Raw genomic sequence first — 22,649 nt, 5'->3', positions numbered from 1 at the left:
TTCCCTAGTGACTATATGGCAGTGATATTTCTCTTTCGGTCGGTGTCACGTTATAAATACGCCCGCCGTTTATTTCCAGGGTGATAACGAAACTCCGCGGCTCATCATATTTTTTTGAAATTAATAGATACTCGATTATGAACTGTCCCTTATCCGGGAAATGGTAAAAAGAAGGTGGAATACATAATGTCCCATCAGCAACAGTAAGGCCTGGTGAGAAATTAAAGTTCTTTTCTTTTGAAGGTGTGCTGCGGGGATTGATCCCCATATTTGCAGGCTGATAATCCCGAGCATCTGTAATGTTAAAACATACATTGTCCCCCTGCTGACTGACCTGTGCTGTTTCATCAAAACGCATTCTGTCGCCCGGCCCCGGACATCCAGTCAGCATCAATAAACACAAGGCAAGCGAACAAGCAGGCCATAACACACGAAAGCCTGTCGTCTTCACCATGGGAAACCCCGTAATTCGTTTTTGTATTGTTTACGTATCATTGGTTCAGAAATATCGCCATCAAGGGTATAGCGATAGCTGACCATCCGGCTGATAAAGCCCCTACCAATAACATTCATCCCTTTAGCCCGTTGCCAGACATGGCTCATTTCATGGATAAACAGATGTTGAAAGTTATCTCAAAGCCTCTTGATCAGTTAATGAGATGCCAAAAACTTGTCCATTCGAAACTTCAATTCCTGTGACAACTCTCTTGGGAGGTGAACTCTGTGTTACAGATGTCAGAATATATCTGACAATAAATTGTCCTTTATCCGGCAAAGGCCAGAAGGATGGAGGAATACACAACTTTCCATCAGCTATTTTCAAATAAGAGCCGAACATAAATTTCTGTTGATTAAAAGGTGTACCTCTGGGGCTAATAGCGATAGCTGAAAGTTGATAATTGTCTGCATCACCGATTTCAAAACATACTCTATTACTCATCATGCTGACGCGGGCTTCCTCATCAGGTTGCAATCTGTCGCCTGACCCCGGGCAACCAGCCAGTGTTGTCAGACTGGAAAGGAGAAGTGTTGTATGTAAAAGGCGAGTTTTTTTCCTTTTCACCAAGGGAACCCCCGCAGAGTGTCTTTATATCTCTGCCGGATGATAGTTTCGCTGATATCCCCATCTAGAGTTATATCGTTATTTATTATCAGGTTACACCATCCTCTATAACCTTCTGTTTGTAGGGAAAAATGATCAGCTATTATTTGAGCCTGCTGTTCCATGGGATATTCATTTAAAAGTCGACCATCAAGCCTATATCGATAGCTCACCATCCAGCTGATTAAGCCCCTGCCAATAACATTCATCCCTTTCGTCCGTTGCCAGACATGGCTCATTTCATGGATAAACAAATGTTTAAGAAAAGGAAGTGCTGTCGAAAAATCATCCCTGTACCAGTCACGAAAATACAGCTCCCCATTTGGCGTCATCGCAGTATTCACATCCTGCAGATCAAAAGGCAGATAGCTGCCCTTGTGGATCCACACCGTGCTGTAATCTATGGTGGAACCAAATACCGTTTTTGCTAAACCAATCTCGCCAGAAGTCAGTAACCGAGCCCCGCCTTCTTTTAATTGATCGACCATCTGAAACCTCCGTTATTGCTCGTCAAACTCCAGCACAATCCCCTCTTCCTCATCCCAGCCCAGCGCCAGGCTGTGGGTTTTCTGCTGCCCGGCTTTGCGTTGCAGAAGTTGTTGACTGAGTACCGGCAGGATTTGCTGGTTCAGCAGGCTGTCGATATTGCGCGCGCCAGTGTCTGGCAGCAGGCAGGCGGCAACCAGGGTGTCATAAAGGCTTTCGTCAATGGTTGTTTGCAGGCCGTAGTGGTTTTTCAGGCGCTTCGCGACCTGTGCCAGCTTCATTTCCACAATGATTCTTAACGCTTTAGCATCCAGTGGACGGTAAATCAGCGTCTGGAAGCGGGCCAGCAGAGCGGGTTGGAAATGATCGCGTAGGATCGGTCGCAGTAATTCTTGTAGATCGCTGTCGGTGGCTTCCGGTTGTTCGTCCAGCAATTGCATGATGTGGTCGCTGCCAAGGTTGGCGGTCATCAGGATCACAGTGTTGCGGAAGTCGATTTCACGCCCTTCGCCGTCACGCATAAAGCCACGGTCAAACACCTGGTAGAACAGGTTGATGACGTCGCGGTGCGCTTTTTCCACTTCATCAAGCAGCACCACGCTGTACGGACGTTTGCGCACTGCTTCGGTCAGAATGCCGCCCTGACCGTAGCCCACGTAGCCCGGAGGCGAGCCTTTAAGCTGGGAAACGGTGTGCGCTTCCTGGTATTCGGATAAGTTGATAGTGATCAGGGATTTCTCGCCGCCGAACAGGCTGTCGGCCAGGGCCAGCGCTGTTTCGGTTTTACCCACACCGCTCGGGCCGACCAACAGGAACACGCCCAGCGGGCCGTTTTCTGGCGTAAGTCCAGTTTTCGCGGCACGCAGGCGTTGCGCCATATCGATAAGCGCCGTGTCCTGGCCGACCACGCGGTTGGCGAGGTGGTTTTCCAGCATCAGCAAATCGGTCTGTTCGTCTTTGAGCAGACTGGTCAGCGGCACGCCGGTCCAGTCTGCAATCACGGTGGCGACAGTGCGCACATCCACATCCAGCGACAGCAGTGGAGCACTACCTTGTAAATCTTTGAGTTGCTGTTGTAGCGCATTGACGTCGGCCTGGCGGCTAATGTCCTGGCGAACTTCCAGCAGTTGTTGGGTGAGCGCTTTTTCCGCGTGGTACTGGGTTTCCAGCGCGGCGAGGTGTTCGTTCAGCGCAGAAGTCTGTTGCTCAATTTGCTCCAGGCGCTCGCCATGGCTGTTGCTACCCAGCGCGATATCTTCCAGCAGCGCATGGTTTTCCATTTCCAGCGCAGTGATTTGCGCTTTGAGGCGGGTGAGTTCTTCCGGTAGCGTGTCGAGGCTCATACGCACGCGGGCAGACGCGGTGTCAAGCAAGTCAACCGCTTTGTCCGGCAACTGGCGGCCCGTGATGTAGCGGCGCGACAGACTGACTGCGGATTTCACGGCTTCATCGGTAATATGCACGCCGTGATGTTGCGCGTAACGGGATTTCAGGCCGCGCAACATCAGGCAGGCCATCTCATCATCCGGTTCGTCTACCTTAACTATCTGGAAACGGCGCTCCAATGCAGCATCACGCTCGAAATACTGTTTGTATTCAGACCAGGTGGTGGCCGCGATAGTGCGCAACTCGCCACGTGCCAGTGCTGGTTTCAGCAGGTTGGCGGCATCTGCTCCGCCCGCCTGGTTGCCTGCGCCGATAATGGTGTGCGCTTCGTCGATAAACAGCAGCACTGGCGTCGGGGAGTGTTGTACCGCGTCGATGACGTTTTTCAGGCGCTGTTCAAATTCGCCTTTTACGCCTGCGCCCGCCTGCAAGAGGCCAAGATCCAGAGTACGAAGGCTGACGGTTTTCAGGCTGTCCGGCACGTTGCCTTCAGCAATGCGTAGCGCGAGTCCTTCCACCAATGCGGTTTTGCCCACGCCCGGCTCGCCCACCAGAATCGGGTTGTTTTTACGGCGGCGCGAGAGAATGTCGACCATCTGGCGGATTTCGTTGTCGCGGCCAAAGACCGGGTCGATTTTCCCTTCTTGCGCTTTGGCTGTTACATCGAGAGTGAATTTATCGAGTGCGGCCTGTAGTGCTTCGCTCAGGGTGTTGCCGGAAACACTGGTCGGTTTTTCTTCCGTAAGTGAGGACGGTTCGCGGTTCAGGCTTTCTTGCTGTTGCAGTTCGGCACGTTCATCTGACTGCACATCCAACAGTGGTTTCAGGCGCTCAAGCTGCGAGCGGGAGAGACTCAGCAGCGGCCACAAACTGTCGCAGACCAGAATTGACGGTTTATCAGTTAACGCCGCAAGCAGATGATGACTGCGGATTTGTGCATCGTCGTCTTCAAGCGATGCAATCAGCCATGCCTGTTTAATCAGATTCAGTAGAAGTTCGGCCAATTGTGGTCGGGTGCGCACGGAGCGCGGCATGGTATCAAGGTGTGCCAGCAAACTCTGCCAAATATTGTCCATGTCCCATTCGTAACGGCGGGCCAGCACAGTGATGTCCCCCTCCCCGAGCTCAAGCAGTTTAAGCAACCAGTGTTCGACAGTAATTTCCGCATGTGCCCGGCTCTGGCACAGCGTGGCGGCTGCTTCCAGCGCGCGGGCACAGTACGGGTTTAAACGACGAAGTAATACGGCTGACTGGTTATCCATGCTGGCTCCTTGATTGGGTACGCTACCGCCCTTAGCCTTCTCCTTTGCAGGAAACCCAGGCCCATAAGGTCGATGATTTTTTTGCTGTTTTTGTTTGCCCACACTTTGTCGGATGGCGAGTTGCGTATTCGCCCTACGCTTCGTTCGGGCAAACAAAAACAGCAGACGGTTTCCCGTCTGCTGTGAGTGCAGCCTTACGCGGTAGTACGTTCGTTCCAGGAGTCGGAATGAATGATGTTGCCGTCTTTGTAAGTCCAGGTGATTTTTTCGTAACGCAGTTCAATCATTTCCAGATGGTTGTGTTTTTCCATCGCAGGATTTTTGATGTCATGCATTTTTGGTGCGACTTTCACCAGCTTGACGTTTTCCAGTTTGGTGTTGAAGTACTCAACTTCCTGGCCTGCGTCATTGATGCGATACCATTTGAATTCAGCAGATTTCAGCGTCTGGCCAGTCGTTACCGCTTTGTAGAGGTATGGACTTGAAGAGTCGATTTCTTTGGTAAACAGGAATGGGGTATGGATACGGGTGCCCGTTAATTTTCCGGTGTTGTTATCGGTCGGGATGTACAGGTTGTGTTCCTGCGCCACCACTTCGATGCTGCCTTCACGGTCTTTAACATCTACGGAGCCTTTAATATCCGCACCGCCGTCGTCTTTCAGCCACAGGTAGACTGGAATAGCCATGTTTACTTCTCCATTTCGTAGGTTGTGACATCACCCTTAGCCGGTGATGTTGTTTTGCCCGGTACCTGGCAAGCATCTGCCTGAGGCACCAGACTGATTTCAACGCGGCGGTTAACCGCGCGATTTGAATCTGAATCATTGGGTTCCAGTGGACGGCTTTCGCCGTAGCCCTGTACCGCAAAGCAACTTTCCGGCACATCACCGGTGTCACGCATCCAGTCACGGACTGATTCAGCGCGTTTGAGGGAAAGAATCTGGTTGGACTTGTCATCGCCGGTATCATCGGTGTGCCCAGCGACAACAATCAGCCAGCCTGGTTTGACTTTGATATTGACGAGCGCACTCACCAGCACTTTGGTAGAGCCTGGTTTAAGCTGCCATTTGCCCACATCGAACAGCGACATGCTGTCAAGACGCACGGTTTTCGGACCCTGAACAATTTTATTGATGACCAGAGGCGGCGGAGGCGGTGGAGCCCAACTATTGATGGCGGCCTCAAGTGGCGCGATGAGGCGCATCCCCTGATAGAGTCCCAAAGACATGCGTATGGGCGCACCACTACGTTGCCACTGATCAAGCAAACGGGCATCAGCACGTAACTGTTGCTGAGCAATCGTTTTTGGGGATGCGGGTGTTCCTGTAAGCCGGTGATACAACGCCAGGTGATCGCCTACGTTGCGAATTAATCGTTGGTTATTGATATATGAGGCCAGCAAGGCAAACAGCAGGAATAACCCACACAGTAAGCCGGCAATCTGCCAGGTCTGCATCAGTTGGGAGACACCCCGGCGGCGAGGAATAAATGGCAGCAGCACATCTGGTAATGGCAGGTAACTCTGCGTTGCAGATGCAGTTGGTGGCAACGAGGTTACGCCTGCAACATGTGTCTGCCAGAGATTGTTGGAACGCCCCGTAACCGGGGTCAAGCAGGCCCCCCATGCGCATGGAATCAGCGCCGGGAGATCTCCCTGACGCTGTGCCAGAACATCCTGAACGTGAGTCTTAGCCCACGCCACCAGGCACTCAATCCAGAAAACTGAACTGAGTTTTTCCTGACTGTTGCGGCCATCTTGTTCACGCTCCCACTCAACCAGCGGTATCACAACCGCACCCGCCTCACGCATCTGAATGGCTTTCTGGCCTGGAGTGGCGGTATACCAGCATTCCATTTCAGTTGATTCCATTGCTGGCGGTGAAACCCAGATGCCAATCCACATCGGCGGAATCCCGGCAAGCCAACCTTTGCACTGCACAATCGCACGATGCCAGATGCGCAGTTTTTGAATGAAATCGTCCTCGTCCTGATGTTGTTCCGGCGCAACGGCCAGTAGCACGGAGATCTGGGCAATCAGTGCCGGGCGAACCTCAGCCAGATGCTGTGCCAATAGTGGAAGCTGTTCTGGTGCTTTGACCTGCAAATACCAGCCCTGACGGGTTTCCCTGAAGAGAACTGAAGCTGAAAACAGCGATTCGCTGTCACCACAAACCAGCACCACTGCACCCTGGAAATCTTCCGGTGGCAGGATGGAGTCCGCAATATGCTGATGGGCAATTTTATTGTTGCGGTCTTTACGCCACTGAAAATAGCCAGCAGCACCGCTTAAAATGACAACCAGCAGACTCAGCACCACGCGGCTGCCCGTTCCCAGCGGCCAGAAGCCAAGAATCAGCAACAGCGCGAGGCCGGTACCAAGCAGCAGCAACAGGAATTGCGTTAACCTGCGCATCAGTTATTTGATCCCTGCCAGTTGAGAGAGCTGATTCGCGAGCGTGCTTGACAGGAAAAACCACAGTGCGACCAGTATTGCGACGCCAAGTACCCACGAAAACCAGTACGTTTTGCGCCCGGTGCGCAAACGCGATGATCGGGAAACCACAGGGGTTTCCTGAGCAGAGGAAAAAGGCGGCACCTGCTGGCTCAGCTTACGCACCACATCTTCACGGCGTTCGTCGCCCTGCTCGCGATAGCGGCCCGCAAATCCTAACGTCAGTGCACGGTAGAAACAGGTTAGTACGGCGGTATCGGGCGCAGGCTCCTGCAAAACGGCGCGAATACGCTCCCACAGCTCCTCACCAGCGTTCAGCGTATTGAAATAGCGCGCCTGAAGAGGATTCTGCAGCCATTTAGTGTTCCCACTGTCCGGCTTCGGACGGTTCAGCACACTCTCATCAAGTAACGCACAAAGGGTATAAAGCATATGCTCCGTGCTGGTTTCGTTGAAACCGTTACGAGAAAGAGCTTCACGCGCATCGTCCACCCAACCGCAGGCACGACGATACAACGCTTCTCCGTCCTTAATTTCCTGGCCATTACGCAACTGGCTGACCATCAGCCAGCAGGGATAAAAGATCTCATCAACGACAGAAGGTTTTATTTTGCTCATGAGCGTAATACCGCAAACAGTTCGAGTTGGATATCACCAAGTGATCCTGGCGTGTAGAACGCGCAGTTACCCGCTTCCAGCATGGCCTGCGCCGCCAGGCCATTCAGATCGAGGGCGAAATACTGGTTCTCCAGACGCAGAGGAATGGCCGCCGGAACATGTGACAGTGGTTTCATCACCACACCGTTCAGCGCCACGTTCACCACATCGGATACATCTTCAAAACTGCCCGCTTTACACAGCAGCGGGAACTGCGTCTGCAATAGATGATTGGGAATAGTTGAGCGAACAGAAAGGTAGAAATCAGCCCCTTCGCGCAGGCGAGCATCATGCAGTGAACCTGTCCAGAATTGCCCTTCGCGGATAAGCTCAATGGCCACCATCCGTGATGGCAGGCTAGCTTCAAGTAACGCATCCAGCAGAGTAAATAGTGGCGGGAAAACCTGTTCAGGTGCGTGATGTTGATAAAGCGGAATGTCTTCAGCTTTATGTTCAAGGGAGAACGTCAACAAACTGCCAGCCAGGCGCACCAGTTCACGATAGAACAACTCAGGATGACGCGTAGGTGCCTGATGAAGTTCAGTCAACACGGGTTCAGCGCTGTTTAATGCATTGAGCAGCCAAAACAATGACACATCTGCCACAACGAAATCGGCCATACGTTCATTGCTTTCGCGACGCATGGCCATCAGACGGCGGCGACGTGCCTGCAGGCGATGGAGAAGGTCCCCTAGCGCTGTCAACACAACGGGGCTTGCTGACAATCGCAACATCGGCGGGATGAAATTCGCATCCTGGATCCATTGCCCTTGTGCATTACGCAGCAGGCGCACCACCGGACATGTCAGGTAAGCGCTATTTTCCTGGTGAGCAAAACGCAGTGTGACGGCATGGCGCATAACAGCCAGTTCGGTACGTTCATGACCGGCAAGCTCCTGTACCGTCACCCACTCTTGTCGCCAGCGGCGAGGACGTTCACTGTCCTGCCCATCATCAAGATTACCGCCATTAGCTGACAACAGCGGCAGGGCAAGCACAACGTCCACACTTTCGCGATCAGACACCAATGACAAATCGCAAGCCGGTGGCAGATTATCCGCCAGCTCAGTGTCAATCAGCGTGCCATCTGGAAAGCGAATCAACAGACGCAGTGCATTCAGCCGTGAAAGTGCCAACGAGCCGTTATCAAATGCCACATCGATAACCCCCCACGGGTTTGCCAATCCCATTTGGGCCACGTTTTCAGCGACAAAAGCATCCCAACGGGACTGTTGCTGAAATTGCTGTGGGGCCAGAAATGCCCCGTCAGTCCATAATGGACGGTAAATTTTCATCCCTGCTCCTGATTACGCTTTCGCTTTAGGCATCTGCGAAACAAGGGATAAATTCACGTCCATTCCTTCAACCTGGAAGTGCGGTACGGCGTACAGTTTCACGCGGAAGAAGCCTGGGTTATCTTCAATATCCTCCACGGTCACTTTCGCATCACGCAACGGGTGAGAAGCCTGCAGGTCGTCACCTGGATCGGTCATTTCAGTGACCAGACCACGTACCCAGGTATTCAGCTCCAGTTCAAGCAAACGGCGGTCTTTAGTAGTACCAATGTTTTCACGCTGAATAAGCTTCAGGTAGTGAGCAATACGTGACAGCAGGAAGATATATGGCAGGCGTGCGTTGATGCGGCTGTTAGCTGTCGCATCGGCTGTGTCATACAAGGCAGGTTTCTGCGCAGAGTTCGCAGAGAAGAAGCATGAGTAATCGCGGTTTTTATAGTACGACAACGGGATAAAGCCCAGGTTGGCGAACTCAAATTCACGGGTTTCGGGAATCATCACTTCACTCGGAATTTTAACCTGATTGCCGGTGCCGAGGTCATATAAGTGAATTGGCAGGTCAGTCACTGCACCACCCGCTTGCGGGCCACGGATCTGCACGCACCAGCCGTTTTTGATGAAGCTTTTCACCATATTGGCAGCAAATGCGAATGATGCGTTGGTCCACAGGTATTTGTCGTGATCCGGGCCTTTCACTTCTTCAACATAGTTGAAGCTGCGGACTGGCACCGTGTCCGGGCCATATGGCAGACGGCCAAGTACACGTGGCATCACCAGACCGAGGTAACGGGAATCATCAGACTCGCGGAAAGATTTCCACTTGATGTATTCAGCACGGTCAAAGTAGTTGCCGATGTCTTTAATCGCAGCCACTTCTTCCATGGAATCTTTCAGGAAGAATTTCGGGCCAACAGAAGCGATAAACGGCATATGTGCCGCAGCAGACACTTTAGAGATGTTGCGCATCAGCGCCACGTCTTGTGGGCTTGCGTCGAATTCGTAGTTTGAAATCACTGAACCAATTGGCTCACCACCTGGGGTGTCGTATTCAGCGATATAGGTGTGCGCGTACAAGCCACTCTGGATGATTTCCGGGGAGTCTTCGAAATCCTCACGCAGATCATCTTTGGAAACGTCCAACACTTCGATTTTCACATTCTGACGAAAATCAGTACGGTCAACCAGGTGCTTGAGGCCACGCCATGCGGATTCGACTTTCTGGAAATCGTCGTGATGCATTACTGCATCAAGCTGGCGGCTAATCTGGTAATCCAGCTCAGCAATATGGTAATCCAGCAGAGTTTTATCGAGTTTTTCAACGCTCTGACCGGAGTTTTTCAGACGCTGTAACAGCACCTGCACGGCCGCGGTTACACGTTCATCAGCAGTGGCATCAGCCAGCGCTTGATTGTCCTGCCAGACATTAATATCAGACAGACCGGAAACCGGGTTGAGGTTTATTTTTTCAAACAAAGAAGCGTAAACACCACCAGCTTCAGAGCGCTCCAGTACAGTGGTCTGGGTACCGGATGAAGTATTTTCATTATTAACTGACATCAGCATTATCTCGTGTTAATCCGTTAATTCGGGAGGGTTACGCTTTCGGTGCGAGGGCATTAAGTTCATCGCGCAGTTCATTGCTCAGCGATGGGTCTTTCAGGATATTTTCAAGCTCTTTTCGGAAAGTAACGTTATCCAATAAATTAGATTTAAGGTCGCGTAATAAATTACGCATAGCCAGCATGGCTTTTAATTGCGGGATCTGCCGAGCAACCTGTTCCGGCTCAAAATCTTTCATCTCACTGAAAGAAAGCTTGACGCTTTCTTCTGACCCATCACCAGTAAGAGTATTCTCAACAGTAATATTTACAGTCGGGGAAAATTCCGAAAGCACGCTATTGAAGTTATTTTTATTGATATTTATCTTTTCACGTTCAGACAGTGGGCGACTCTCCTGCCCGTTGCTGTAATCACCCATAACAACTAATTTAAGAGGTAATTCAACTTTCTTTTGTGCTCCCCCTGTGTGCAAATCTAATTTTATATTTACGCGTGCTTTAGGTACTTCATTCTGAAAAGAACTTGACACAATTAACTCCTTTTATGGCATCCATGGAAAATCACCGGCGACAAAAAACGCGCTCAGCAATCCAAACGTTAAAATAAGAAGGAAATTCAAGACAAGGCAATATTCTGAGTAAAATAGCATTAACAACGGAGGGGGTGAATAATAATTCCTTATAAAGTACTTTTTCAGAATTATGACTGCATAATAAAAGCACAATGCATTTTATAAAGTAATATATAGAAGCGTCACCATTTTCATGATGAATACTTTAGTGGTTGATATTTTTACTACAGTGCGAGTGCTACTCTTTAATTATTTAAGAGGTGATTCTCCTGTAACAGGAACATGGGATTAACGTACTTAATGTCAGACTGCCGTTATCCCCTCACCTTTTCTTCAGGCTCTGAGCAAAACATCCCTGTTCCGCTGACCTGTAAAGCTGTTAATTAGCTACCAATCACCCCGCCATCAGCTTTAACAATAACCACAGTGGAAGATCGTGGGCGACTGTTTTTATCACCGTCAGGCCAGGTGGAGACGGCTGTAGGATTTGCCGGATCGCTGATATCGTCACCTGGTTCACCGGGGTGTTGAATATTAATAAATAGCGTGCGGTTATCTGGGGTAAAGGCGATGCCAGTTATCTCACAGCCTCGCGGACCAGTCAGGAAACGACGATATTCGTTGGTACCAGGAACAGTGGCGAGCATCTGGTTGTTGCCCATTCCCTCATAGGCTTTTTTGTTGATAGTGCTGGAGGAGACATCGGTCTGAATCCACAACACACCGCGATGGTCGAACGATAACCCATCTGCACTGCCAAACTCCGCCCCTTTCATTGAGCCTTTGGTTTTCTCATCTGCACTATCCGGCTTGCCGCCTAGCACCAGGATATCCCACTTGAAGGCGGTTGATGCAGGGTCACCGTTCTCTTCCGTCCAGTGCATGATGTGGCCGTAGACATTATTAGCGCGCGGGTTGGCGGCATCGACGGGTGCTTTGCCCTCCTTGCCTCGGTCACTATTGTTGGTCAAGGTGCAATAGACACTGCCCGTTGCGTGCGAGTCGACCGCAATCCACTCAGGGCGGTCCATTTTTGTGGCACCAACGGCATCAGCAGCGAGACGCGTTTTAATCAGCAACTCCCCCTGACTGGTAAATCCTTTAGTTTCATCAAGACCCGATTGTCCGTATACCAGCGGCAGCCAGGTGCCACTACCATCGTCATTGAATTTCGCCACATACAGCGTGCCTTCGGAGAGCAGGTCCATGGCAGCATCTCGCAGGCTGGCATCATATTGATTTGTAGAAATGAACTTATAGATGTATTCGAATTTCTGATCATCACCCATGTAAGCAACTACACGGTTATCCGCCGCCAGGGTAATCGCAGCGCCTTCATGCTTGAAGCGCCCTAATGCCGTATGTTTACGCGGAGTCGATGACGGATTATAAGGGTCGATTTCTACCACCCAGCCGAAACGGTTAGGCTCATTAGGCGTTGCATCCACGCTAAAGCGTGGATCGACTTCGTTCCAGCGGTAAGATTCATCGCTGTCGCTAATGCCATAGCGCTTTTCAAGGGCATTTGGCGCAGCTTTTTTAACGAAAATATCCGACCAGTTTTCTTCGCAAGTCAGGTAAGTACCCCATGGTGTATGGCCGTTGGCACAATTTTGCATAGTACCAAGCACTCGTTCACCCTGCGGATCGTCCGCAGTTTGCATTAATGCATGATTTTTGGCAGGCCCTGTGAGGGTCATCGGTGTGTTCACAGTAATACGACGCGCAAACTCAGATGGACGAACCACGCTCCAGTTATCGCCCTCTTTTTTCACTTCAATAACCGAAATGCCCATCGCATTTTGGCCCTTGCGCACTTTATCCAGATTCCAGTTCGCCACACCGTCTTTAAACAGCAAACCGTTGTCGATATATTCGTGGTTCATCGCCAGCAAACCGTGATTGGGATCGGTTCCTCCCTGCGGCAAACTAAACCATGCCATACCATCATGGTGCATTCCCGCCTGAGCGGCCTGTTCATCAGTAGTGTTACTGCCGTCGGTTTTAAATTCCGGCAGGTTACCCTTTAAACCTACGGCGTCTCCCCAGCGATAAAATGGTCGCGCGATGTAGCCTTCCGGCACCCGCACGGTATCATCCGTTGAAACTTCAATACTGGTAAAACCAAGGGAAGAAGGACGTGCCAGAGCCGTCTCTACCGCCCATGCAGCATGGGATTTTAATAACGTCGGGAAGGCTACTGCGGCGCCCGCGACTGCCCCCATTTGCAGGAATCGGCGGCGGCTCAAATACGCACTGGCAACATCGGAAAAAACGGGGTTAGCGCTGCGGTTAGTGATTTCGTCGTTGTGTTCCTGTTTAAATAACGGCTTAAGAGGTCTGCTCATCATGGCTTCCTTTCGATATTGTTATCAGAAGTGAGCAGTGTAAGAAGGTTTTGTTACACATTTATAACAGCATGAGAAGGCCCTGGCTGTTTGATTACTTATGAACAAACATCCAGTATTAACTTCACCACCCTGTAACAGGCTTAATGTTTTTCGACTAAGGTTTGGTTATTTTTAATAGCGGAATTTAATGTCTGGGCCGAAGTTTTAGCTTTATTTCGTTTTTTCACGACTGAATAGTTTCGGATGCATCAACATATATTAGCTTCAACAATGTGAAAAGCCTGCCACCATAAATACCTCACGCACTCCCCCTTTTCAATAATCCCAACCTTGAGCTATTACGTTATCTAAATAGAGAATATCTTTCTTAATTAGAATGTTAAGACACCATATCTCCTTTACTTTTGTGATTGTTTACAACTGAAATTATTCTAATTTTGCCAGTTTTTATATCCTGCATTTCAGCCCGAAATGACTTATAGCAGACTTTCCTGGATGCAATTATCAAACTCGCCTAATAAAACTTAAAGTGCGCATCTGATCATATTAAAAAACTTAATACATCCTGAAATTGGCATAAAAATGCACCTCATTCTATGGTTTTAATAGACATACAACATTCATCCGTATGCATTATTGACAAACCGCAGGTATCTGAATAGGTGCAAAGATATGAAATCAATCATTAAAATGCGCATATTTTTTCCTTTCATGTTTTTTGCTTTTGTTCCATCTGCAAATGCCGTCGTGGCAACCAACACATTTCAGGTACAAATTACTATTACTGCTTCGTGCGTTGTAACCACAGACGCGGGCGCAAATATTAATCTGGGCTCTGTCGGTAGTACTGCAACTAACACAACCGGGAATAGCTCCTTTACTGTCCAGTGCTCAAGAACCACTCCTTATTTCATCGGCCTTGCACCATCCACAGCTAATGGAGGCAATACAACAGGTGCTGGGTCTATGTCATCAGTCGCTAACAGTGGAACAAACAGCGATAAAGTCCCTTATCAGTTACATCAAACATCAGGCACAGGTCCCGTCTGGGGTAATACTGCCACCACCACAGCAGTAGGTAACGGTGTTGGAGGAACTGGTTCAGGAGTGGCGCAAACCTATACGGTTTATGCCGTCGCCGCCAGCGCCAACTTTGCACCTGATAGCTATGCGGACACCGTAACCGTTAACGTAAATTATTAATACAAAGGGTTATTTATAAAAATGAAGCCACAGACGCGAACGGCTGTTGGGATGATGTGCCTGTTATTGGCGGCAATCTTTCCACAAAATACAGTGGCAAGCGGTCTACAAGTTTCGCCTGTGACACTGACCCTTCAAAATATACAAAATGCTGATGGCATCTGGTTAATGAACCAGGGTGAAGAGACCATAAATGCGCAAGTTCGCGTTTATAGCTGGAATCAGCAAAGTTATGAAGACCAGCTCAACTCTTCTCAGAATCTGGTTATTAGCCCGCCAATGCTCAAACTGGCACCCGGAGAGAAACAGTTAATTCGAGTGATTCACATGGGGCCCGCCTCAAATAACGTGGAAGAAGCTTATAGGCTGTCAATCAATGAACTACCTCCAGCCGAACTACAAAAAAATAAAATTCAGTTCGTTTTGCATTATTCAGTTCCCGTTTTTATTCAACCGAAGGGTACCAGCGATCATTCAGCAAAATTGCAGTGGGGAATCCAACGTATTGGTGGTGAAGCATTTCTTGAAGTGAGCAATCAGGGGAATAGCCATGCTCAGTTGTCTGGTGCTTCATATATCAACACGCAAGGTAGAAGAAAAGAGATAACACAAGGGCTATTGGGATACGTTCTTCCAGGCGCTACCATGCGCTGGAAATTGCCTTTCCCTGCCTCGGATACTGCCCCCGGAAGCAAATTAGAAGTTACTATAAATGGACAAAAAAAGGTGCAGGAACTTTAAGGTAATCATTAGAATAATGATAGTTCTTCTGCTCGGTGGAATGTTAACGCCAGGAATTACCTCGGCCAATGATAATAATCCCATCACACAAGTGATGAGTAATGATAACGATCATTCCAATGCAATAGACTTGTATCTTGATGTCACCCTGAATGGAAACCATATTGGCATCGAACATTTTAGTGAGCTTGCAGATAAATTATATAGCGACAAAGAAATATTACAAAAAATAGGGTTTAAATTACCTGATGAGTCGGCTCAATCGATTCGTCTTGATAGTCTAAGCCAATTACAATTTGATTATGATGTTTCATTGCAAACACTAAAATTGACAGCCCCTCTTAACACCTTGAATTTAAATACCACTAAAATCAATCAAGTTGATATTCCTCCGCCCGTCGTCTCCACATCACGGGGGATGTTACTCAATTATGATGTTTACGCAGCGCAAGGCGATGGAAGTAACGTCAGCAGCTTTACTGAATTACGCGCATTTAATTCTGCAGGCGTGCTGAGCTCGACTCAATTAACTCAATACTCCACGCAAACTGATGGAGTTACGGCCGATAACAATTTCAGTCGTCTTGATACGCAGTGGCGGTCATCGTTTCCTGACAACCTCCTTAGCTTAACCCTCGGTGACACACTCACCAGCAGTCTTACCTGGTCGCGCCCGACACGCATCGCGGGTATTCAAATTGGCACTGATTTCAACCTGCAACCTAATATGCCGACCACACCGCTACCCTCTTTTTTAGGTTCGGCAACGGTGCCTTCAAATGTGGAATTATTTATAAATGGCATGAAATATTATAACGGCGAAGTCCCTGCGGGTAATTTTGAAATCAACACCCAGCCAAATATCAGCGGTGCGGGCTACGCACAGGTGAATATGACTGATGCGTTGGGACGAACGACGACACAGAGCTTTTCCTTTTACCAGGATCAGCAGCTATTACGCGAAGGCCTGACACAATGGTCAGCTGAACTGGGTGTGGTACGCGAAAATTACGGGATCACTTCATTTGATTACGCCAGCACACCTTCGTTTAGTGGAACCTGGCGGCGGGGTATCAGTAACAGTTTTACAGGTGGCGTTCATTCTGAGGTAAGCAAACAGCTGCTCAATTCTGGATTCAGTATGGACTGGATACCTGGCGGTCGTGTTGGCACCCTATCAACGTCTCTGGCGATGAGCACAGACGCGGGAGACAACGGAATATTGTACAGCCTGGGTTATCGCTGGATTGGCGGCAACTTTAACTTCAGCACCTCGACGATTGCCACCGCAGGTGATTACCGTGATATCGCCAGCCGCTATGGTTCAGCACCACCATCACTTAATAGCAATGTTGTCGTTGGGTACAACATGCCCTCATATGGCAATGTCAGTCTGAGCTACCTGCAATATCGCTACCCACATGAAACGTCAGTACGTTACGCGGGTGCAAACTGGTATGCCGCGGTAGCAAATAATATCTACCTCACTGCTGGCGTGAATCAAAACGTAGACGACAGCCGGGATCGGAACCTGTACCTGACTGCCACATTTATCCTTAGTAATAACCTTACCGCCAGCAGCACAGTACAACGCACGAATGAGGAAACCGGTTATATGGTTAATGCCAGCCGTACCCAGCCTTCAGATGGGGGTTGGGGCTGGAACCTGGCAGCAAGCCAACAATCGTCCCGACAAAACGGCCAGGGAGAATTGGGTTACCTGGGTCGCTATGGCAAAGTTTATAGCGGTTTTAACCGCACCTCCGATACACAGTATGCCTATGCTGGGGGTAGCGGTTCCCTGGTGATGATGGGTGGCGGTTTGTTTGCCGCGCGCACAATTGATGATGGCTTTGCCGTTGTCTCCACCGACGGTATTCCTGATTTACCCATCAAACTGCAAAACAATCTCATCGGCACCAGCAACAGCCAGGGCTTGCTGTTAGTCACACCAATTAAAAGCTATGAAAATAATCTGTTAAGCATCGACCCAATGAACCTACCCGCCAACACGCGTATCGACCAGGTTAATGCTTACGCAACGCCTGCCGACCGTTCTGGCTCGCTAGTCAAATTTGGTATTACACCGGTTCGCGCCGCGCAAATAATCGTGGTTGATGCACAAGGAAAACCGATTGAGGAAGGGACACAGGTCGAGCTGAATGCTAAGCAAAGCCAGCAAACCATCGTGGGTTTTGATGGGCTGGTTTATTTCGATACGCTGGAACTGCATAACAGATTAAAAGTGATGGCCACCAAAGGCACTTGCTCAGTGCAGTTCGATTACCCGCAGAAGGCTGCCAGCATTGCGCAACTTGGCCCATTTGTTTGTCGCTAAGGACGAGATGAATTGGACTTCTTTAGAGAAAGGAAACCTGTATGCGTTTAAGAGCGTTATTTTTCTTTGCCGCCTTAAGTTTGTGTCCTGGTGTTAGCCACGCGCTGAGTTGCTCAATAAGTGGCGTGCAGCCCATTAATTTTGGGAATGTAAATCCACTGTCCAGCACAGGTGCTGAAACGTCGATGACGTTCAGCTATTCGTGCAGCAAAGTCCTTACAGATGTGCTTAGCGCGATCACTCTTTGCTTTAATATTGGCGCGTCGAGTAATGGCCAGACTAACCCTCACGGCATGTCTTTTGCTGGCCCACCAGCCAGCACATTAAACTATCAACTCTATCAAAACCAATCTCATACTGTCGTTTGGGGAAATCAGAACCAGGCTGGAACCCCTCCTCCTATGGCCCAAATAACGCTCCTCAATCTCACGCCAGTAACAGGTAGTCTGACGGTTTACGCAAAGCTTACGACACCCCAAATCACCGCCGCTCCCGGTAGCTATTTAGATGTTTTTAATTCAGCCACCGCAAGTGTTACCACGAATACAGGCCTGGCCCTCCCCCCAGCTGACTGCGGCAATGGAACCGGCCCGAGTTTCCCGTTTAACGTGACTGCTGTCGTGACTAAGCAATGCAACATTAGCTTCGTCAATAATATAAGTATTGGCCCGGTAACAATGAATCAATCCAATATCGCATCGAGTAATACTCTTGGTGTCGCCTGCTCGAATAACACCCCTTATTCGATAGGGCTGAGTCCATCGAACGGCAGTACCACAGGAAGTGGGCAAATGAAAACTAGCGGGAGCGGGAGCAATACCGATTTAGTCCCTTATCAACTGCGTTCAACGTCGGGCCAGGCCGGGACTCCATGGGGAAGTATTACAGCAAACAGTGTCAATGGCACCGGTACCGGATCGACCACTGCATATACCGTTTACGCAACCGTACCCAATGCAAACTACGCCCCGGATAATTACGCCGATACCGTTACCATTAATGTGACGTACTGAAAAAGGGAAATGGCTCACGACCTGATTAACGCGCAGAGCGGGTGCCGGTTAGACCAGGCATCACCTCTTTCATTAGCTCAATAAATTTGCGCAGACGGGCCGGGTAGTAACTCGCGTAAGGATAGAGCAGATAGATGGGTAAAGGTGCAGCCTGCCAATTAGGGAGAACATGCTGCAACGTGCCTTCCGCCAAATCCTCTTTCACAACCCATGATGAAACCATCCCTACACCCAATCCGTTTAAAGCAGCCTTACGCACCGCATACAGGCTATCAGTGCTCAGTCTTGGCGTAATATCGAAGCGGAAAGGGTCACCGCTGGTTACCTCGTTTAACGTCACTTCGTTGCGATAAAAACTACTCAGTGCCACCCAGGGGAGTGTCACCAAGTCCGTGGCTTCATTGACCGGCCCATGGCTTGCAAGCAGTGAAGGAGCAGCCACCACGATACGCGGTACTTCCGCCAGTAAGATGGCAACCACTGAAGGATCGGTGATTGCCCCAACATGAATCGCGCAATCAATCCCTTCAGGGATAAAATCCGGCGAACGATCGTTGAGAATCCACTCAATATTGATTTGCGGATAGCGCGTCAGGTAATCGCCAAGCGGCCCAATCAGCTGATCCTGCCCGAATGCGTGTGGCGCACGCACGCGCAGCACCCCGGCAGGTTCATCCCTGGCACCACTGACTTCATCTTCCAGAAGGTGCCAGTTTTCAATCAACCTGCGCGCATGTTGATAGCAACGTTCGCCATCATCAGTCAGCTTCATGGTGTGGGTCGTACGCTGGATTAACTTAACGCCAAGCATTTGTTCAAGGCTTTGTAAGCGTCGGCTTATTGTTGGCTGGGTAGTATCCATTTGTGCGGCTGCGGCTGAAAGGCTGCCGCTCTCAACGATTCGCACAAAGGTTTGCAAAATGGCTATACGGTCGCCAGCAGGATTAAAGTTTTTATTCATACGTTAAGTGTATAACAGTTTTACCCCTGCGGGGGCTACAACCGAAAGCAAAAAATGACAAGAATGGCCGCACATTAACCCACAGGAGCGAGCCATGAGCCAGCTTTCCACAATGACCACATCAACATCCGACACCATGCTGTCTGGAAAAATTGTTTTTCTTCTCGCCCTTGGCGCGGGTCTTAGTGTTGCCTCAATTTATTATAGCCAGCCAATGCTGGGGATTATCGGCAGCACGTTCCATGCCCGTGTCGGTGATGTCGGTCTGGTACCCACACTGACGCAAATTGGTTATGCGCTCGGCATTTTATTGCTCGCCCCACTGGGGGATCGCTTTGACCGCCGTCGTATCATTCTGATTAAAGGCACCCTGCTTTCGTTGACGTTACTGCTGTGCGGATTCTCCTCTTCCTGGCATGTGCTATTGCTCAGCAGTCTGGCGATTGGGCTGGTTGCGACCGTAGCGCAAGATATTATCCCTGCCGCCGCCACACTGGCCTCTGACAGCAATCGGGGTAAAACCGTGGGAATGGTGATGACAGGGCTTCTGGCGGGCATTCTGCTTTCACGTGTATTTAGCGGCATCGTGGCACAACTTTGGGGCTGGCGTAGTGTTTATACTATTGCAGCGGTAGGTGTCTGGGTCGTCACACTGACACTCTGGTACGTACTACCCTCTTTCAAGCCACAAACCACACTCCGTTATCCCGCGCTACTGCGCTCATTAGGCCAACTGTGGATGGAGTATCCGGCTTTGCGTCGTGCCGCTCTGGCACAAGGGGTGTTGTCGATTGCATTCAGCGCTTTTTGGTCAACGCTTGCGATTATGCTGGCAGAGCGCTTCCATATGGGCTCCGCGGTAGCCGGTACTCTTGGACTCGCCGGTGCCGCAGGCGCGCTCGCCGCACCGCTGGCAGGATCACTCTCTGACCGTCGTGGCCCTGATTTCGTCACGAAAATTGCAGCTGCATTAGTTGTTATCTCCTTTGCCCTGATGTTTGTGATGCCGTTTGTTCCCGTCCCTGTGCAACTGGCTATTATCGCCATTAGTGCGGTCGGGTTTGACCTGGGTATTCAAGCCTCACTGGTGGCACACCAGACCATTATCTACGCGTTAAATCCGGCTGCCCGTAGTCGCCTGAACGCCATTATGTTTACCGTCGTGTTTGTCGGCATGGCAGTAGGTGCAACGCTGGGTAGTAAAGCTCTGGAAACATTCGGCTGGACGGGGATGGTTGGGCTGGCAACGTTTGCAGCGCTGTGTGGGTTGCTTATCCGGTTAATGGGGCGCTCCACCAGATAAACAATCACCACCTCCACGGGAGGTGGTGATTCGCCAATGAGATTCCAGCAATCACAATCGTCGCGGTAACAGGAATTATTGCGCCTCATCCACCGCGTGAATTTGGCCGGTAAATCCTGTCTTAGCAATGGCCGATAGCAGTTGTTGGTTATCAAAATTCTCCGGAACAATGACTTGTGCCTGATGCGTTTTTAATGACGCCTTTGCTTTGATAACCCCATCGGTACTGCGCAAAGCCTGATTTATCGAAATAACACACAGCGGGCAGTTCATCTGCCCTATATCTATCGTGACCATTTTATTGGCCGCCCAACTCAGAGGCGTCAACAAAAGCAGCCCCAGGCATAAAAATCGCTTCATTCCATACTTTCCCAAATCCAGGGTAAGACATACGGATAAGTGGTCAGGAACAGTACCAATGGTACTGATAACCAATACAACAAGACCAGCACGCGACGGCTGACAACACTTGTGCATATTGGTTTAGGGGACAAATAGAGCCGCCAGAATCCGCGAACCATCAATCCCAGGGAGACGATTACCATGGGAATTTGTAACCAGGGTAGCGTCGGGATCCCTGTGAGTCCTGCTGCTGAAATACCAAACAACAGATACAACAACGGCCCAATGCAGCACAGTGTTGAAGCGCCAGCGGCAATTAATGCCGCCAGCAACGTGACTAAATTACCCTTAATGCTGTTCGGTGCTGACGTAGTCATAGCTAAATGCTGCCGGATCGTAGAAGTTTAAAGGATCGCCATCTACTTCGGCATACGGGTAACCCAGGTTGTTGACATCACCTTGTTCTGCTGCTGGATAAAGCGCGAAATCACGTGCGTGATTAAAGCCCACCCAGTTCATTTCCCAATTGCCAAAGAGATAATCGCTAACCGCTTTTACAGCCGGGTCACCATTCTCTTTCTTCTCGGTCAGACGCATCTTGGTGACATCTGCCGGGTCGGCCGGGATCCAGCCAAAGCCCGCCAGCCAGAACATCGCGCGGCAATGCTGGCCCCCGTTTATTTTTGCAATACCCTGCTCATCAGCGCTACCGAAAGCTTTCTTCGAATACTCGCTAAGCTTGCGGCTGGCACCAAGACGAATACCGAACATTTCGCGCGCAGGAATACCTACCGCACGACACAATGCGACAAAGACGGAATTAATGTCGGTGCATTTACCACCAAGCTTGCCCGCTTTAAGTATTTCGCCCACATCACCCGTACCGCAACCAATCACAGCATCATCGCGATGCATATGCGTGCTAACCCAGTCGTGAATCAAACGAGCCTGTTTTATCGGTGCCTTTTCGCCAGCGACAATTTTCAGCGCTGTCTCTTTAACGATACCGTCGACAGGAATATGGGGAGTAGCCAGCAAGAAAGGTTTAATTTCGTCCGGGATGACTGCGTCTTGCTCAGGTAGCAACCAGTCGGCCAGTTTATTGTCTTTTAGCACTTCCCAATCACGGGTTTCGACCGTCATATCAACGCGAATATCCAGCGCGCCTTCAGAATCTGGCCAGGTAACAAAAAGCATTCTGGCACCATAACGGTTATTAGCCGTCAGGCTGGCTTTCTGGTAGTTACCGTTGAAGGAAAGGTCGAGCAAGGTCTGAAATGAAGTGTCTTCTGGTACAGGTATCCACAAATTAACTTTGCCCTGGGAGCCTGCCGGCGCTTTGAGACTATACGTTTGTGTGACCACAAAACGGCGGGAGGTATCAGAAGATGCGATTGCCGGGTCATCAACACGTTTGGTTCCTGAAAATGCCGGACGAACCAAACCAATAGTTGATAGTGCTGCAACGCTTTTCAGAAAGTTTCGCCTTTCCATTGAGATATACCTTCGTCGCCAGAAAAAGCTGGCGCTTAACCCCGCACCTGCGGAGGTCGGCCGGTATTATGCAGTTAAGTATTCTGCTCAATTATAAACTGGATCAATTGGTCGACTGTTTCTTGCCTCTGT

20 protein-coding genes and 1 pseudogene are annotated in these 22,649 nt (G+C 49.9%); 5 read left to right on the top strand and 16 right to left on the bottom strand.

The genetic code is table 11. The annotated features are described in order from the left end of the window. Window positions 1–4 precede the first annotated feature (4 nt). From LVQ77_RS00940 to LVQ77_RS00885, 12 genes and pseudogenes are all read right to left on the bottom strand, one after another. Window positions 5–454 (bottom strand): putative T6SS immunity periplasmic lipoprotein, encoded by a 450-nt coding sequence (locus tag LVQ77_RS00940; RefSeq protein WP_232863525.1) that lies wholly within the window; start codon window positions 452–454, stop codon window positions 5–7. Next, a pseudogene (locus tag LVQ77_RS00935) lies at window positions 448–630 on the bottom strand (type VI secretion protein); the annotation flags it as partial. The pseudogene LVQ77_RS00935 and the gene LVQ77_RS00940, both read right to left, overlap by 7 nt. Continuing rightward, the gene (locus LVQ77_RS00930) at window positions 629–1,063 is read right to left on the bottom strand and encodes a putative T6SS immunity periplasmic lipoprotein (protein ID WP_232863524.1); all 435 of its coding nucleotides are present in this window, start codon (window positions 1,061–1,063) and stop codon (window positions 629–631) included. The pseudogene LVQ77_RS00935 and the gene LVQ77_RS00930, both read right to left, overlap by 2 nt. Then, window positions 1,060–1,590, bottom strand: coding sequence for a type IV secretion protein Rhs (locus tag LVQ77_RS00925; protein ID WP_232863523.1), 531 nt, complete (start codon window positions 1,588–1,590; stop codon window positions 1,060–1,062). The genes LVQ77_RS00930 and LVQ77_RS00925 overlap by 4 nt, the downstream gene beginning before the upstream one ends. A 12-nt stretch (window positions 1,591–1,602) precedes the next feature. Further along, window positions 1,603–4,236 carry a type VI secretion system ATPase TssH gene (tssH, locus tag LVQ77_RS00920; protein ID WP_232863522.1) on the bottom strand — a complete coding sequence of 878 codons (2,634 nt, stop codon included), beginning with the start codon at window positions 4,234–4,236 and terminating at the stop codon, window positions 1,603–1,605. A gap of 194 nt (window positions 4,237–4,430) precedes the next feature. Continuing rightward, the gene (gene hcp, locus LVQ77_RS00915; protein ID WP_151995764.1) at window positions 4,431–4,922 is read right to left on the bottom strand and encodes a type VI secretion system effector Hcp; all 492 of its coding nucleotides are present in this window, start codon (window positions 4,920–4,922) and stop codon (window positions 4,431–4,433) included. 2 nt (window positions 4,923–4,924) lie between these two features. Further along, window positions 4,925–6,649 (bottom strand): OmpA family protein, encoded by a 1,725-nt coding sequence (locus tag LVQ77_RS00910; protein ID WP_232863521.1) that lies wholly within the window; start codon window positions 6,647–6,649, stop codon window positions 4,925–4,927. Window positions 6,650–6,652: 3 nt separating this feature from the next. Next, a complete protein-coding gene (tssL, locus tag LVQ77_RS00905) occupies window positions 6,653–7,306 on the bottom strand; it encodes a type VI secretion system protein TssL, short form (protein WP_232903421.1) in 654 nt (217 codons plus the stop codon). Continuing rightward, a complete protein-coding gene (gene tssK, locus LVQ77_RS00900) occupies window positions 7,303–8,640 on the bottom strand; it encodes a type VI secretion system baseplate subunit TssK (RefSeq protein ID WP_232903420.1) in 1,338 nt (445 codons plus the stop codon). The genes tssL and tssK overlap by 4 nt, the downstream gene beginning before the upstream one ends. 12 nt (window positions 8,641–8,652) lie before the next feature. Beyond that, window positions 8,653–10,203, bottom strand: a complete 1,551-nt coding sequence (gene tssC, locus LVQ77_RS00895) for a type VI secretion system contractile sheath large subunit (RefSeq protein ID WP_232863518.1) — start codon at window positions 10,201–10,203, stop codon at window positions 8,653–8,655. Window positions 10,204–10,234: 31 nt separating this feature from the next. Beyond that, the gene (gene tssB / locus LVQ77_RS00890; RefSeq protein ID WP_232903419.1) at window positions 10,235–10,729 is read right to left on the bottom strand and encodes a type VI secretion system contractile sheath small subunit; all 495 of its coding nucleotides are present in this window, start codon (window positions 10,727–10,729) and stop codon (window positions 10,235–10,237) included. A 425-nt stretch (window positions 10,730–11,154) separates the two neighbouring features. Beyond that, window positions 11,155–13,119 (bottom strand): PhoX family protein, encoded by a 1,965-nt coding sequence (locus tag LVQ77_RS00885; protein WP_232903418.1) that lies wholly within the window; start codon window positions 13,117–13,119, stop codon window positions 11,155–11,157. A 675-nt stretch (window positions 13,120–13,794) separates the two neighbouring features. Between LVQ77_RS00885 and LVQ77_RS00880 the strand changes: the two genes are divergently transcribed. From LVQ77_RS00880 to LVQ77_RS00865, 4 genes are read left to right on the top strand one after another with little or no spacing between them, the layout of a single operon-like run. Beyond that, window positions 13,795–14,325: a Csu type fimbrial protein gene (locus tag LVQ77_RS00880; protein ID WP_370644904.1), complete on the top strand. Its 531-nt coding sequence runs from the start codon at window positions 13,795–13,797 to the stop codon at window positions 14,323–14,325. A 21-nt stretch (window positions 14,326–14,346) separates the two neighbouring features. Then, the gene (locus LVQ77_RS00875; protein WP_370644903.1) at window positions 14,347–15,066 is read left to right on the top strand and encodes a fimbrial biogenesis chaperone; all 720 of its coding nucleotides are present in this window, start codon (window positions 14,347–14,349) and stop codon (window positions 15,064–15,066) included. A 16-nt stretch (window positions 15,067–15,082) separates the two neighbouring features. Continuing rightward, the gene (locus LVQ77_RS00870; protein WP_370644902.1) at window positions 15,083–17,404 is read left to right on the top strand and encodes a fimbria/pilus outer membrane usher protein; all 2,322 of its coding nucleotides are present in this window, start codon (window positions 15,083–15,085) and stop codon (window positions 17,402–17,404) included. Between the two features lie 41 nt (window positions 17,405–17,445). Beyond that, on the top strand, window positions 17,446–18,417 hold the full coding sequence (locus LVQ77_RS00865; protein ID WP_232903417.1) for a Csu type fimbrial protein: 972 nt from the start codon (window positions 17,446–17,448) through the stop codon (window positions 18,415–18,417). A 25-nt stretch (window positions 18,418–18,442) separates the two neighbouring features. On the opposite strand, the gene LVQ77_RS00860 is transcribed toward LVQ77_RS00865, so the two are convergent. Then, window positions 18,443–19,378: a LysR family transcriptional regulator gene (locus LVQ77_RS00860; RefSeq protein WP_232903416.1), complete on the bottom strand. Its 936-nt coding sequence runs from the start codon at window positions 19,376–19,378 to the stop codon at window positions 18,443–18,445. 94 nt (window positions 19,379–19,472) lie between these two features. Between LVQ77_RS00860 and LVQ77_RS00855 the strand changes: the two genes are divergently transcribed. Next, window positions 19,473–20,681, top strand: coding sequence for an MFS transporter (locus LVQ77_RS00855; protein WP_232903415.1), 1,209 nt, complete (start codon window positions 19,473–19,475; stop codon window positions 20,679–20,681). Window positions 20,682–20,756: 75 nt separating this feature from the next. Here LVQ77_RS00855 and LVQ77_RS00850 read toward each other — a convergent pair whose 3' ends face one another. The 3 genes from LVQ77_RS00850 to LVQ77_RS00840 are packed head-to-tail and all read right to left on the bottom strand — an operon-like array spanning window position 20,757 to window position 22,517. Continuing rightward, complete coding sequence (locus LVQ77_RS00850) at window positions 20,757–21,041, bottom strand: heavy-metal-associated domain-containing protein (RefSeq protein ID WP_151995752.1); 285 nt, start codon at window positions 21,039–21,041, stop codon at window positions 20,757–20,759. Continuing rightward, window positions 21,038–21,400, bottom strand: a complete 363-nt coding sequence (locus LVQ77_RS00845; protein ID WP_134182255.1) for a mercuric transporter MerT family protein — start codon at window positions 21,398–21,400, stop codon at window positions 21,038–21,040. The genes LVQ77_RS00850 and LVQ77_RS00845 overlap by 4 nt, the downstream gene beginning before the upstream one ends. Beyond that, on the bottom strand, window positions 21,372–22,517 hold the full coding sequence (locus LVQ77_RS00840) for a transglutaminase-like domain-containing protein (RefSeq protein ID WP_232903414.1): 1,146 nt from the start codon (window positions 22,515–22,517) through the stop codon (window positions 21,372–21,374). Before LVQ77_RS00840 ends, LVQ77_RS00845 begins: the two co-directional genes overlap by 29 nt. Between the last annotated feature and the right edge of the window lie 132 nt (window positions 22,518–22,649).

The sequence above is a fragment of the Buttiauxella cochleicola genome (assembly GCF_021282435.1).
GTDB lineage: Bacteria > Pseudomonadota > Gammaproteobacteria > Enterobacterales > Enterobacteriaceae > Buttiauxella > Buttiauxella massiliensis.
Note: the sequence above shows the minus strand (reverse complement) of the source record. Positions and strands in the feature narration are given on the sequence as shown.